This is a genomic window from Sorangium sp. So ce381 (assembly GCF_051473845.1).
Lineage (GTDB): Bacteria > Myxococcota_A > Polyangia > Polyangiales > Polyangiaceae > Sorangium > Sorangium atrum.
Map to the genome: position 1 here is coordinate 8,037,957 of NZ_CP150336.1, position 13,336 is coordinate 8,051,292.

A 13,336-nucleotide genomic window follows, 5' to 3' on the forward strand; every position below is an offset into this window, starting at 1 on the left:
CACTGCCCGGCGCGCGCCGCCGCCTCAGATCACCCTGTCCGCGAGCGGCTCCCCCCGCTCGAACCGCCGCAGGTTCGCCAGGAAATGCTCGACCTGCGCCATCGGCTCCTCGCGCCGCCCGCCAGCCGTGTGCGGCGTGATGGTGCAGCCCGGGGCGCGCCAGAGCGGGTGCTCCGGCGGCAGCGGCTCGGGATCCGTCACGTCGATGTACGCGCCCGCGATGCGGCGCGCCTCGAGCGCCTCGAGCAGCGCGGCCTGGTCCACCGTGACGCCCCGGCCGACGTTGTAGAACCACGCGTCCGGCCGCATCCGCGCGAGCAGCGCGGCCGAGACCAGCCGCCGCGTGCCCTCGGCCTCGGGCAGGCTCGAGACCACGTGATCCGCCCAGGCGAACGCGTCGCCCAGCTCCTCCCTCACGACCACGCGGAAAGGCTCGCCGCCGCGGGGGCGGGCGCGCAGGACGCGCAGATCCACATCGAACGGGGCGAGCAGCTCGGCGAGGCGGCGGCCGATGGCGCCGAAGCCGAGCAGGAGCACCCGCCGGCCGCGCAGGAGCGCGCTCCTCGACCGCACGGAGGCGTCGGGCCAGCCGCGCGGGCCGAGCTGGTTCTCGAGGCACTCGGGCAGCCGCCGCGAGGCCGAGAGCAGGAACGCGAGCGCGTGCTCCGCGCAGGGATCGGCGTAGACACCGCTGCTCGTCGTCAGGGCGGCGCCGCGGGCGGCGAGCGCGGCGCGCACGGCTGCCACGTCGTAGCGGGCGTACCCCGCGGTGCTGAGGTGCACCCAGCGGAGCCGCGGCGCCGCGCACACGTCGTCCGGGTGCGGCTGGCCGAAGACGACCTCGGCGCCCAGAACGAGCGGATCCGGCTCGACGACGGCGAGGTTCTTCGCGGAGCGCGCCGCGGCCAGCTCAAGCGCGTGCGGCGCGACGCCCTCCGAGAGCGAGCGCGCCGCCTCCGCCGGCAGAACAACGGTGCTCACGATGATCAGCCGATCCACCGACGCCTCCCCCCTCACCCGTGCACGGCGCGCCCGAACTCCCGCATCCACGCCTCCTCGTCCGCGGTGAGCGGGCCCTTCGCGAGCGCGTCGAGGTTCGCCTCCACCTCGGCGCGGCTCTTCGGCCCCGTCAGCGCGAGATCCACGTGCGGGCTGGAGAGCTGGAATCGATAGCAGTCGCCGGCCGTCATCGCCGGGCGCTCCCAGCCCTTCGGCTGCTTCAGCAGCCGACGCCACGCCGTCGCCGTGTAGGCGAGGATGCTCGGCTTCGCGTCGCGCACGCGCGGGAAGATGTCACGCTCCGCGCCGGGGTGCGCGGCGTTGTAGCGGATCATGAGCAGGTCGAGCGGCGACGACTCGGCCAGGCTGCCTGCCCGCGCGCGATCGTGGATGCTCACCCCGAGCGCCCGCACCTTGCCGCTCTCGCGCAGGTGCACGAGCTCGCGCTCGGTCGCGCTCGTCCAGGCAGACCCGACGCCGAGCCAGCCGAGCAGATAGACATCGAGGTGTTCGGTCCCGAGCTCCCGGAGCAGCTTCTCGGCGCCCCGGCGCACGCCCCAGCCGAACCAGCCGGCCTGCGCGAAACCGACCACCGCCACGCTGTCGCGGCGCCCCTTCAGCGCCTCGCGCAGCGGGTTGCCGAGCCCGCCCGAGCGCATCGTCCAGAGGAAGAGGTTGACGCCGCGGTCCATCGCCGCGCGCACCCCGCCCTCGTCGATGCCGTAGTTCGCCGCGAGCCCGAGCCGGAAGATGCGCTTGCCGCGAAAGGCGGTCGGCGCGCGGTGGAGCCAGTCGTCCATGGGCCGGATCTTACATCACCTCCGTCGATGTCACCGGCCCCGGGGCGCCACACATTCGCCGCCCACGGCCGCCCCGACCTGTGCGAGACTCCCGGGCCACCGATGGGCCAGGACTCGCCTCCCCGGTGCGCCGGCTGCAGCGCTCCGCTCCCGGAGAACGCCCGCTTCTGCCCCTCGTGCGGCCGGCTCGTCACCGCCCCGGATCCCGGCCCCGCCCTCGCCCCGACGGCGTTCCCCGCGACGCAGCCCGGCGCCGTCGGGCTGCCGCCAACCTCCCTGCCGCTGCCGCCGGTGCGGCTCTTGCCCGGGACGGAGATCAGCGTCTATCGCATCGAGTCGACGCTCGGCGAGGGCGGCATGGGCGTCGTCTACCGCGCTTACGACCGGGCGCGCGAGCGCGTCGTGGCCGTCAAATGCCTGCACTCGAACCTCTGCGGCAACCCGGAGATCCGGCGGCGGTTCGCGCGGGAAGCGCGGGTGCTCCGCTCGTGGAGCCACGACAACGTGGTCGCCGTCTACGATTTCGTCGAGCGCGATCACCTGCTCGCGATCGTCATGGAGTACGTCGACGGGTCGACGCTGGTGAGGCACCTCGAGCGGTGGCGCGGGCGCATCCCCTTCCAGGAGATCCGCGCGCTGTTCGGCGGCGTCCTCGACGCGATGGACGAGGGGCACCGCATGGGCATCATCCACCGCGACCTCAAGCCCGACAACATCCTCGTCACGACCGGGAAAGACGGCCTGTCCCCCAAGATCGTCGACTTCGGCATCGCCAAGATCCTGGAGGGGACGACGTACACGCTGAGCGGCGCGTTCCTCGGGACGTGTTGTTACATGTCGCCCGAGCAGGTGAAGAGCCCCCACGCCGCGGATAGGCGCTCGGACATCTACTCTCTCGGCGTGACGCTCTACAAGCTGACGACAGGGCAGGTGCCGTTCGACAGCCCCAACCACTTCGCCGTGATGATGGCCCACGTCGCCGACGCCCCGGCGCCCCCCTCGTCGCTGCGCCCCGACCTCCCGCCGGCCCTCGACCGGCTCGTGCTCGACGCGCTGTCGAAGGACCCGGCAGGGAGGCCGGCGTCGTGCGCGGAGTTCCGGGCGCGGCTCGACGAGGCGCTCTCGGAGTTCTCGCCCGCCCCGTCGCGGCCCTCGTCCGATGGGCGCGAGCTCGCGCCGACGGTCCGCGAGAAGACCGGCGAGCAGATGATCCTCGTCCCCGGCGGGCCGTTCCTGAGCGGGCAGCAGCGCAGGAAGGTCCATGTCGACGCCTTCTACATGGATCGCACGCCGGTCACGAACCGCCAGTTCAAGGCGTTCCTCGACGTGACCGGGTATCGCCCCGACGACGACGACGCGAGCAGGCTCCTCGCCCATTTCAGGCGCGGCGAGATCCCCGCGGGCCTCGAGGACCACCCGGTGGTGTACGTGTCGTGGGACGACGCGCGGGCCTACGCCAACTGGGCCGGCAAGCGCCTGCCGACCGAGGCCGAGTGGGAGAAGGCCGCGCGCGGCACCGACGGCCGCAAATACCCGTGGGGGCGCGCCGAGCCCGGGCCCACGCGCGCGAACTACGACAACCGCGAGGGCGGGACGGTGCCGGTCGGCTCGCTGCCGGGGGGCGCCTCCCCGTATGGCATCCTCGACCTCGCCGGCAACGTGTGGGAGTGGTGCGAGGACTACGACGATCCGCACTTCTACGCGGACGGCCCCTCCCACAACCCGCGCAACACGCGGCCTTCAGATCGGCCGCTGCTCGTGATGCGCGGCGGCTCGTGGATGTACGGCGCGCAGTCGCTCCGCACCTGGGCGCGCACGAGCTTCGAGGCGCACTACCGCTTCGCCGGCGGCGGCTTCCGCTGCGTGCGAACGGCATCGGCGAGCTGAGGGCGCGCGGCGCACGAGCGCCTGGTCAACCGGCGGCGGCGCGGATAGAACGCCGGGCGCAGATGCAGACGAACAAGGCCAGGGCGAGCGGCGGCGTCCGCGTGCGGCTGACCGGCGTCCGGCGCGTCTTCCCGGTGCTGGACGACGCGGGCCGCGGGCCGAGGGACGGCGTCCCCGGCGTGATCGCGATCGACGGCATCGATCTCGACATCGCGCCCGGCGCGTTCGTCGCGCTGCTCGGGCCCTCCGGGTGCGGCAAATCCACCCTGCTGCGGCTCGTCGCCGGGCTGGACCGCGCCGACGCCGGCGCGGCCGTCGTGGAGGCCGAGGAGGCGCAGGGCGGCGGAAGCGGCGCAGGCGGCGCGCGCGCGCCCCTCGCGTACGTCTTCCAGGACGCCCACCTCCTGCCCTGGCGGAGCGTCCTCGAGAACGCCGCCCTGCCGCTCGAGCTCGCCGGCGCGCCGCTCGACGAGCGCCACGCGGCGGCGCGGGCCGCGCTCGTCCAGGTCGGCCTGGCCGACGCGGGCGCGCGCTACCCGGCCGAGCTCTCCGGCGGCATGCGCATGCGCGTATCGCTGGCCCGCGCGCTGGTCACGCGCCCGCGGCTGCTCCTGCTCGACGAGCCGTTCGCCGCGCTCGACGAGCTCACGAGGAGCCGGCTCGACGACGAGCTCCGCGCGCTCTGGGCCGAGCTCGGCATGACGGTGCTCTTCGTGACGCACTCGATCACCGAGGCCGCCTACCTCGCCGAGCGCGCCGTCGTCCTGTCCCCGCGGCCGGCGCGCGTCGTCGCCGACCGCACGCTGGCGCTGCCGGACGAGCGGACGGCCGCGCTGCGCACCGAGCCCGCGTTCGCGCGCGAGGTGCGCGCGCTGCAAGAGGCGCTGGAGAGCGGCGGGGCGTGAGGCCCCGCGGGCGGAACTAGCGCGCTGTCGGACTCCGGCGCTGCACGACACTCCCGCTATCGAGCGTGGGCAGCGCGATCGGCAGTCGCACCCAGGTCGCCCCCAATACCCTCCGTGCGCCGGAGCTCTCCGCCCCCACAGCGGCCGTCCCCACGGCCCGCGTGGCCCGCTTCTACTCTCCCCGCTTGCCGCTGACCGCCGCCGCGAGCGACGCCGATCGTGGGCAGAGCTCCCACTCGCCGCACGATCCCGCGCGCGAACGCGCTTCCATGCCGACAGCGCGCTCGTACAATCGCCTCATGCCCACGTGCCCCCGGCGGTTGCTTCCCCGCGCCCTTCCTTGGTTTTTGTTCGCTGTAGCCGCCTGCGGCGGCGATCCGGATGTCGTGATGCCGCCCGGCGATGGCGGCGGGGGCGACGGCGGCGCGAGCAGCAGCTCGAGCGAAGGCGGCGGTTTCGTCGGGTCGATGGCCGCCTCGGGCGGCGCCGGCGGCGGGACTGGCTGTGAGGGCGTGAGCTGCCGGGCGGACCAGCACTGCGAGGAGGAGGACGGACAAGGCACCTGCGTCAACAACACGTGCGACGACCTCACCTGCGACGCGACCGAGGTGTGCGAGACGCCCCCGGATGCAGGGGCGCGCTGCGTCGATATCGCGTGCGAGAGCGACCTCCAGTGCGCCGTCGACCAGTTCTGCAACGGCACCATCTGCGTCGTCGACGCCTGCACGGCCGGCGCCCGGACGTGCGACGGCGACAGCCTCCGGCTGTGCGTGTCGAACGGCAGCACGACGAGCGAGCTCTTCACGTGCGGCGGAGCGGCCTACTTCGAGAGCACGTGCACCGACGACGGCGCGGGGCACGCCAGCTGCCCCTGCGAGGACGACTGGGACTGCCCGACGTACGCCGCCTGCGAGGTCGGCTCCTGCGCAGGCACCGGCGCCGCGCCGACGTGCCTCTTGCCGCCGGAGCCGTTCGCGGGCGCCCTGCCGCAGAACGAGATCCAGTGGGGAGGGCAGAACCGCGCCAACTCCGACGCCGCCAACAGCCCGTTCAAGACCTCGGCGCAGACCGTCATGACGCCGCTCGTCGCCAACCTCGACGACGACAACGGCGACGGGCTCATCAACGAGCTCGACTTCCCCGAGATCATCTTCACGACGTTCTGCGGCTCGAATTTCGGCAAGCAGGGCGTCCTCCGGGCGATCCACGGCGGCGGGCCCCGCAAGGGAGAGAACTACTTCGCGGTGCTCGGCGGGCAGGTCTGGCACGAAGGCGACCCCATCGACGCGCCCTACGCCTGCGCCGACGCGACGCTGATGCCGACCGCCGGGCTGGCCGTCGGCGATCTCGACGGCGACGGCGTCCCCGAGATCGTCGCGATCACCGCCGTCGTGACGGGGTCTGGGGCCACGGAGGTGACGAAGACAGGGCTCCAGATCTTCAGCAACACGGGCGAGACCAAGGTCCTCATGAACGAGATCTGGACGGGCTACAACGAGCCGTCGCCCGCGCTCGCCAACATCGACGGAGAGGGGCTCCCGGAGATCGTGGTCGGGCCGCACGTGTTCACGCTCAGCGTCGACAAGGACACCCGCGCGCTCTCGATCGTCGACCACTTCAAGGGCGACAAGGCTCAAGGGATACAGGGGTCACCGACGAACCCGCAGAACCGGCTCGGGCCCATCGCGTGCGTCGCGAACCTCGACGACGACCCCCGGCTTGAGATCGTCGCGGGCAGCACCGCCTACCGGCTGCCCCGCCCGCCGGCCGGCGTGACGAGCAGGGCCGGGTGCACGCCGCCCTACGCCAACGAGGACGCGACGGCGTTCTGCGAGGGGAGGCTCCTCGAGCTCTGGGACGGGCAGATCGTCAACGGCACGGCCCAGATCCCGAACGCGCAGCGAGACGGCCTCTGCGCCGTGGCCGACATCCTCGGGCGCAACCAGGCCGCCGCGCCCGGGCCGAACAACCCGCTCGATCAGCGCCCGGAGGTGATCCTGTTCAACAACGGGCACTTCTTCGTGCTCAACGGGCAGAACGGCACCATCCAGCGCCACCAGGTGATGACGGCCGAGGGCACCACCTTCGACGGCGGCGCCCCGAACGTGGACGACTTCGACGGCGACGGCTTCCCCGAGGTCGGCACGGCGTTCGGCCTCCGCTACATGATGTTCGATCTCCAGGAGCCGACGGCCGAGTGCCCGGCGTGGCCCAACGCGTTCACCGACGCGGGGACGGGGCTCCAGGGCAACCCGCCGCGGACCCCGAACGGGAAGCCGTGCACCACCGACGAGGACTGCGGCGCCCCGGGCGCGGCGACGTGCAACCAGCAGCGGGGCACCTGCGTCTGCTACCACAACGGCTGGCAGCGCTTGACCGAGGACGACTCGAGCCGCACCACCGGGTCGAGCGTGTTCGACTTCAACGGCGACGGCGCCGCCGAGGTCATCTACAACGACGAGTGCTACTTCCGCATCTACGACGGCGTGACGGCCGACGTCCTGTTCAAGGAGCACTCGCCGAGCCGAACCCGGTCCGAGTACCCGATCGTCGCCGACGTCGACAACGACGGCAACGCGGAGATCGTGTTCGGCACCTCGAACGAGTCCAACCACTGCTCGGAGGGCGCCGACTACAACAACGGCCTCGAGGTCTGGGGCGCGCAGAAGGACCTCTGGGTCTCGGCGCGCCGCATCTGGAACCAGCACAGCTACCACGTGACGAACGTGCTCGAGAACGGCGGCATCCCCGTGCGGGAGCCCGAGAGCTGGAAGGCGTACGGCGGCCGCGTCTACAACACCTACCGCTCGAACCCGCGGTCGTACGGCATCGCGCCGGATCTCGCGCTGAGCGGCATCCAGGTCTCGTCCCCGGACGCGACCTGCGGCGAGCTCACCGACGAGATCGCCATCACGGTGCGCGTCGAGAACCTCGGCGATCTCCGCGTGGGCCCCGGCGTCGCCATCAACTTCTACGGCGAGTGGGACACGCCGGACGTCGATGAGCCGCTCTACGGTGAGGACCTCGCCCCGCTGCAGTTCGTCCTCCAGAGCAGCATCGAGCCGCACAGCTCGCTGCTCCTGACGGTGAGGTACGACGCCGCGAACAACGCGCAGGGGACGCTGCCCGCCCGCCTGCGCGCGGTCGTCGACGAGGACGCCGTCGAGCGCGAGTGCCACGAGGACAACAACGCGCTCACCGCGCCGCTCGACGCCGGCAGCGCGCGCCCGGACCTCCAGATCGAGATCGGCCGGGTGACCGGCGCGAAGTGCAACAGGAAGCAGGTCGACGTCCCGACGACCGTCACCAACGCCGGCTCCGCGCCGGCCAGCGACGTGCGGATCCGGTACTACGCGGGCGATCCCGGCCAGGGCGGGACGGTGCTCCACGAGGAGGTCATCCCGGGGCCGATCGCGCCAGGGGCGAGCGTGGATCTCACCGCCACCATCGAGAAGTTCCCGTCGAACCTGTCGATCCTGATCTACGCCGTCGTCGATCCGGACGGGGCGATCGACGAGTGCAACGACGGGAACAACAAGGACGCCGCCTCGGACAAGCTCCTGTGCCCGGAGATCAATTGACGCGCCGGCGTCCGGCCGGCGGGCCTCCCCGCCGGCCGCGCCGCGCGCCGCGCTGACGCACGAACACAGGCTCCCGCCCGGAGCGCGGTGCTATGCCTGTGCGCCCCGCCGCGCCGCTGACGGCGCGCCGCCCCGGCGCGCGGAGCCCCGCGCCCCGCGCGCCGCGACCCAAGCCCCCACAGCGCCATGCTCGGAACCTCGAACCTCGCAAAATCATTCGGTGATCGGACCCTCTTCGAGGGCGTCTCGCTCAAGCTGAACGCCGGGTCCCGCTACGGCCTGGTGGGCGCGAACGGCTCGGGGAAGACCACCTTCCTGAAGATCGTGGCGGGCGACGAGCCCGCGAGCGACGGGAGCGTCAGCTTCCCGAAGGACGCCCGCGTGGGTGTGCTCCGGCAGGACCGGTTCCTCAGCGACGACCAGATCATCCTGGATCTCGCGATGATGGGTGATCGCGTCGTGTGGGAGGCGCTCGTCGAGTCGCGGCGGCTCGCGGAGGACGGCGGCGACGCCGGCCGGGTGGCCGACCTGGAGGATCGCATCCGCGCCCACGACGGGTACACGCTGGAGGCGCGCGCGAGCGCCGTCCTCGAGGGGCTCGGCATCCCCGTGGAGGCGCACCGGAGGCCGCTCTCCACGCTCTCGGGCGGCTTCAAGCTGCGCGTGCTGCTCGCGCAGGTGCTCCTCGGCGGCGCGGACGTGCTGCTGCTCGACGAGCCCACGAACCACCTCGACATCCTCTCCATCCGCTGGCTCGAGAAGTTCCTCGCCGGCTACAAGGGCTGCGCGGTCGTCATCTCCCACGACCAGCGCTTCCTCGACAACGTCGCCACGCACGTCCTCGACGTCGACTACGAGACCATCACGCTCTACACGGGCAACTACGCCGCGTTCGTCGTCGAGAAGCAGGCGATCCGCGAGCGCAAGCAGGCCGAGATCGCCCGCGCCGAGAAGATCATCGCGGACAAGCGCGCGTTCGTGGAGCGGTTCGGCGCGAAGGCGACCAAGGCGCGCCAGGCGCAGAGCCGGCTCAAGCAGATCGAGAAGATCGAGGTCGAGGAGCTCGCCGACACGTCGCGGCGTTCACCGGTGTTCCGGTTCGCGATCCAGAGGCCGAGCGGGCGCGAGGTGCTCGAGGCGAAGGGGATCTCGAAATCGTACGGCGCGAAGCAGGTGCTGCGCGACGTCTCGCTGTCGGTGCGGCGGGGCGAGCGGGTCGCGGTGATCGGGCCGAACGGGCTCGGCAAATCGACCCTGCTCAAGATCCTCGTGGGCCGGCTCGCCGCCGACGCCGGCGCCGCGTCGTGGGGGCACGAGGCCCGCATCGGCTACTTCGCCCAGGATCACCGCGAGCTGCTCGTCGACGGGTCGATGACGCCGCTCTCCTTCCTGTGGGCGGCGTGCCCCGACGAGTCGCCGAGCTACGTCCGCGGCCAGCTCGGCAAGGCGCTGTTCTCTGGCAACGACGTCGAGAAGAGCGTCGGCTCGCTCTCCGGCGGCGAGGCGGCGCGGCTCATCTTCTGCCGGATCATCGTCGAGCGGCCCAACGTGCTCGTGCTCGACGAGCCGACCAACCACCTCGATCTCGAGGCGATCCAGGGGCTCGTCGAGGGGCTCAAGGCGTTCGAGGGGACGGTGCTCTTCGTCTCGCACGATCGCTATTTCGTGTCCGAGCTGGCGACGCGCATCCTCGAGGTCACGCCGAGCGGGCCGCGCGATTTCCCAGGCACCTACGAGGAGTACCTGGCCGGCTGCGGCGACGATCACCTCGACGCCGACACGGTGGTGCTCAAGGCGAAGCGCGACCACCAGAAGGCGGCGGCGCCGGCCGAGGCGGGCGGCTCCTGGGAGGAGCAGAAGCGGCGTCGCAACCGGCAGAAGGAGCTGCCCGCGCGGCGCGACAAGGTGCTCGCGGCCATCGAGGCGGCCGAGGCGCGAAAGAAGGCGATCCACGACCTCTACTGCAGCGACGGCTTCTTCGAGCGCACCGGACAGGCCGAGATCGCGGCGCTCCAGGCCGAGGACGAGGCGCTCGGGCCGCGCATCGACGCGCTCATGGCGGAGTGGGAGCAGCTCGAGCAGGAGATCGCGGAGCTCGGGGTGGCGCAGCCGCAGTGAGGTCGTGCCGGGCTGCCCGGCCCCGGGAGAGGGGGTCCGCCGCGCGGCGCGGGGGCCCCGCCGAACTCGCCTGAGACGATGATCCTCCGGCTTCGCCGGAGGATCATCGTCTCAGGCTCAAACATCGGCCCATCCCCCGCGCCGCGCGGCGGACCCCCTCTCCCGGGGCCTACCGGTGCTCTGTTGATGACCCGCTCAGCACGCGGCGGCTCCCCTTGGCGACGCGAGCGGCGGCTCCCCTTGGCGACGCGAGCGGCGGCTCACCCGCACAGGAGACGGACCCAGATCGGCGTTTTCGGCGCGGAAGCGCACTCAAGTGCGCTGAGCACCGAAAACGTCGAGATGGGCCCGTATCCGAAGCGGGTGGGCCGTCGCTCAGTGGCTGCGGGTTTTGCGGCTGGCCATGTCGATGCCGACGGCCAGGATGAGGATGATGCCCTTGATGATCGGCTGCCAGAAGCTCTCCGTGTTCATCAGGCTCATGCCGTTGTCGAGCGAGGCCATGACGAGCGCGCCGAGCAGCGCGCCCCAGATGGTGCCCTGACCGCCGAGGAGCGACGTGCCGCCGATCACGGCGGCCGCGATCGCGTCGAGCTCCATCATCCGGCCGGCGTCCGAGGTCGCGGAGCCGACGCGGGCGGTGAGCACCACGCCCGCGATGCCCGCCATCACGCCCATCAGCGTGAACACGGCGATGAGGTGACGATCGATGCTGATGCCGGAGTAGAAGGCCGCCTCTCGGTTGCCGCCGATCGCGTAGAGGTGCCGCCCGAACGTCGTGTGCTTCGCGAGCACGGTGAACACGGTCGCGAGCACGAGCACGACCAGCACGGGGAACGGGACACCCTCGTAGGAGTTCATCAGGGCGGCGAACGCGACGGAGAACACGGCGAGCCCGATCCACGGGTAGCGCGCCGAGCCGGTCGCGCGCGCCGCCTTGTACAGCAGCCCGACGCAGAGGACGCCGGCGCCCGCCCAGCCGAGGGCGTGCGGCACGTACGCCTGGCCCACGAACAGGTAAGGACGCGCCGGCGAGATGGACACGCCGCCCGTCAAGCCGAGCATGGAGCCCTGGAAGATGAGCATCCCGCCGAGCGTGACGATGAAGGGGGGAATCCGCAGCCGCGCCACGAGGGTGCCCTGCACGAAGCCAAGGACTGCCCCGAGCAGGAGCGGCAGGACGAAGGCGGCCGGCAGCGGCCAGCCGAGGCTCACGTAGATCATCGCCGATGAGGCGCCGAGCAGACCGGCGAGCGCGCCCACCGAGAGATCGATCTGCCCCGAGACGATGACCATCACCATGCCGACGGCCAGGATCGAGGTCACCGACATCTGCCGCGCGAGGAGCGTCAGGTTGCGCGGCGTCACGAACGTCCCATCCGTCGTGATGGAGAAGGCAATCCAGATCGCGATGAGCGAGCCCACCATCGAGAGGGCGCGCCAGGGGATACGCACGCGAAGCTTGGCCTCGCTCATTCCGTCACCTTCCTCGTTGCAGCAGCCATCACGCGCTCCGCGGTCGCGTCCTTCCGATCGAGGCAGGCCGTCGGCCTGCCCTGGTTGAGGACCAGCACGCGGTGGCTCATGCCGAGCAGCTCCGGTAGATCGGAGGACACGAGCACCACCGCGAGCCCATCCGAAGCGAGCTTGTGGATGAGCTGGTAGATCTCCGCCTTCGCACCGACGTCGATTCCCCGGGTCGGCTCGTCGAGCAGCAGCACGCGCGGCCCCGTCATCAGCCATTTGCCGATCACGATCTTCTGCTGGTTGCCGCCCGAGAGCTGGTTCGCGAGCGCGAGCGGCCCAGACGCCTTGGTCCGGAGCGCCTTCATCTGCTCGACCGCAGTGACCTCCCGATCGGCGTGATCGAGGAAGAGCCCCTTGACGAACCGCCGCAGGGTAGCGAGCGTGATGTTGTCGAGGAGGGTCGCCTCGAGCACGAGGCCGTAGCGCTTGCGATCCTCGCTGACGAGCGCGATGCCCGCGTCGATCGCCTGCGCGGGCTCCTTGAACGGCGGCGTCGCGGGCCCGCCTCGGACCGAGATCGCGCCGGTGACGCGGCTCGTTGCAGCGCCAAATATCGTCGAGAGGAGCGCGGTGCGGCCGGCGCCCATGAGGCCGCCGACGCCCAGCACCTCGCCGGCGCGCACCTCGAAGCTCACGTCGCGCAGCACGTACCGCCCGGGGTGCCCCGCGTCCTCGACCGACCAGCCCTGGACCGACATCGCGACAGGGCCCTCCGGCGGCGGGGGGCAGGGATAGAGGTTCGTCACCTCGCGGCCGACCATGTACGAGATGACGTTGTCGGGCGTGAGCGCGGTCCGCGGCTGGGTCGTGATCGACTTCCCGTCACGGAGGACCGTGATGCGATCGGCGATCTCGAAGACCTCCTCGAGCCGGTGGCTGATGTAGATGCAGGAGACGCCGCGGGCGCGCAGGTCGCGGAGCAGGCCGAGCAACGTCCTCACGCCAGACTCGGTGAGCGCCGCCGTGGGCTCGTCGAGGACGAGGATCTTCGCGTCCTTGAGCAGCGCCTTCGCGATCTCGACCATCTGCTGCTGGCCGATGCCCAGCTCCTTGATCGGGCGCTCGGGATCGATGTCGAGCCCGACGCGCGCGAGCGCCTCCCGCGCCAGGGCCCGCACCGCGTCCCAGTCGATGAGCCCCCCGCGGACGGGCTCGCGCCCGAGCACGAGGTTCTCGGCGACGGTGAGATCGGGCACGAGCGCGAGCTCCTGCGCGATCAGCGCAATGCGGTGCTCCTCGGCGCTGCGCATGCTGCTGAACTGCACGACGCCGCCGTTCAAGCGGATCTCGCCGCCGTAGGTGCCTGCGGGGTAGTAGCCGCAGAGGATCTTGATGAGGGTACTCTTACCCGCGCCGTTCTCGCCGCAGAGGGCGTGAATCTCGCCTTCCTGGAGGTCGAACGAGACGCCATCGAGGGCTTTCACCCCGGGGAACTGCTTCGTGATCGATGCGAGCTCGAGGAGAGGCATTGTCCTGGGCGCAAGGGGCGTCAGCGCGCGGCCACGTTCGCCTGGGAGGG

The 13,336-nt window shown here is 71.7% G+C and carries 8 protein-coding genes; 4 read left to right on the top strand and 4 right to left on the bottom strand.

Annotated features, from left to right (window positions below):
- Positions 1–24: 24 nt before the first annotated feature.
- Positions 25–999 (bottom strand): NAD(P)-dependent oxidoreductase, encoded by a 975-nt coding sequence (locus WMF29_RS29690; RefSeq protein WP_437323510.1) that lies wholly within the window; start codon positions 997–999, stop codon positions 25–27.
- 14 nt (positions 1,000–1,013) lie between these two features.
- Complete coding sequence (locus tag WMF29_RS29695; RefSeq protein ID WP_437323511.1) at positions 1,014–1,799, bottom strand: aldo/keto reductase; 786 nt, start codon at positions 1,797–1,799, stop codon at positions 1,014–1,016.
- Between the two features lie 102 nt (positions 1,800–1,901).
- Between WMF29_RS29695 and WMF29_RS29700 the strand changes: the two genes are divergently transcribed.
- From WMF29_RS29700 to WMF29_RS29715, 4 genes are all read left to right on the top strand, one after another.
- Entirely contained in the window at positions 1,902–3,686 is a 1,785-nt protein-coding gene (locus tag WMF29_RS29700) for an SUMF1/EgtB/PvdO family nonheme iron enzyme (protein ID WP_437323512.1), read from the top strand.
- 62 nt (positions 3,687–3,748) lie between these two features.
- Complete coding sequence (locus tag WMF29_RS29705) at positions 3,749–4,591, top strand: ABC transporter ATP-binding protein (RefSeq protein WP_437323513.1); 843 nt, start codon at positions 3,749–3,751, stop codon at positions 4,589–4,591.
- A 389-nt stretch (positions 4,592–4,980) separates the two neighbouring features.
- Complete coding sequence (locus tag WMF29_RS29710) at positions 4,981–8,172, top strand: CARDB domain-containing protein (RefSeq protein ID WP_437323514.1); 3,192 nt, start codon at positions 4,981–4,983, stop codon at positions 8,170–8,172.
- Between the two features lie 186 nt (positions 8,173–8,358).
- On the top strand, positions 8,359–10,290 hold the full coding sequence (locus WMF29_RS29715) for an ABC-F family ATP-binding cassette domain-containing protein (protein WP_437323515.1): 1,932 nt from the start codon (positions 8,359–8,361) through the stop codon (positions 10,288–10,290).
- Between the two features lie 375 nt (positions 10,291–10,665).
- Here the strand turns inward: WMF29_RS29715 and WMF29_RS29720 are convergent, their stop codons facing one another.
- Complete coding sequence (locus WMF29_RS29720) at positions 10,666–11,766, bottom strand: sugar ABC transporter permease (protein WP_437323516.1); 1,101 nt, start codon at positions 11,764–11,766, stop codon at positions 10,666–10,668.
- Positions 11,763–13,286 carry a sugar ABC transporter ATP-binding protein gene (locus WMF29_RS29725; protein ID WP_437323517.1) on the bottom strand — a complete coding sequence of 508 codons (1,524 nt, stop codon included), beginning with the start codon at positions 13,284–13,286 and terminating at the stop codon, positions 11,763–11,765. The genes WMF29_RS29720 and WMF29_RS29725 overlap by 4 nt, the downstream gene beginning before the upstream one ends.
- Positions 13,287–13,336 lie beyond the last annotated feature (50 nt).

What these genes read in the sequence shown, in the direction of transcription:
- WMF29_RS29695 (WP_437323511.1), bottom strand. Translation starts at nt 1,799, where the DNA reads ATGGACGACTGGCTCCACCGCGCGCCGACCGCCTTTCGCGGCAAGCGC.
- WMF29_RS29725 (WP_437323517.1), bottom strand. Translation starts at nt 13,286, where the DNA reads ATGCCTCTCCTCGAGCTCGCATCGATCACGAAGCAGTTCCCCGGGGTG.
- WMF29_RS29720 (WP_437323516.1), bottom strand. Translation starts at nt 11,766, where the DNA reads ATGAGCGAGGCCAAGCTTCGCGTGCGTATCCCCTGGCGCGCCCTCTCG.
- WMF29_RS29705 (WP_437323513.1), top strand. Translation starts at nt 3,749, where the DNA reads ATGCAGACGAACAAGGCCAGGGCGAGCGGCGGCGTCCGCGTGCGGCTG.
- WMF29_RS29715 (WP_437323515.1), top strand. Translation starts at nt 8,359, where the DNA reads ATGCTCGGAACCTCGAACCTCGCAAAATCATTCGGTGATCGGACCCTC.
- WMF29_RS29700 (WP_437323512.1), top strand. Translation starts at nt 1,902, where the DNA reads ATGGGCCAGGACTCGCCTCCCCGGTGCGCCGGCTGCAGCGCTCCGCTC.
- WMF29_RS29710 (WP_437323514.1), top strand. Translation starts at nt 4,981, where the DNA reads ATGCCGCCCGGCGATGGCGGCGGGGGCGACGGCGGCGCGAGCAGCAGC.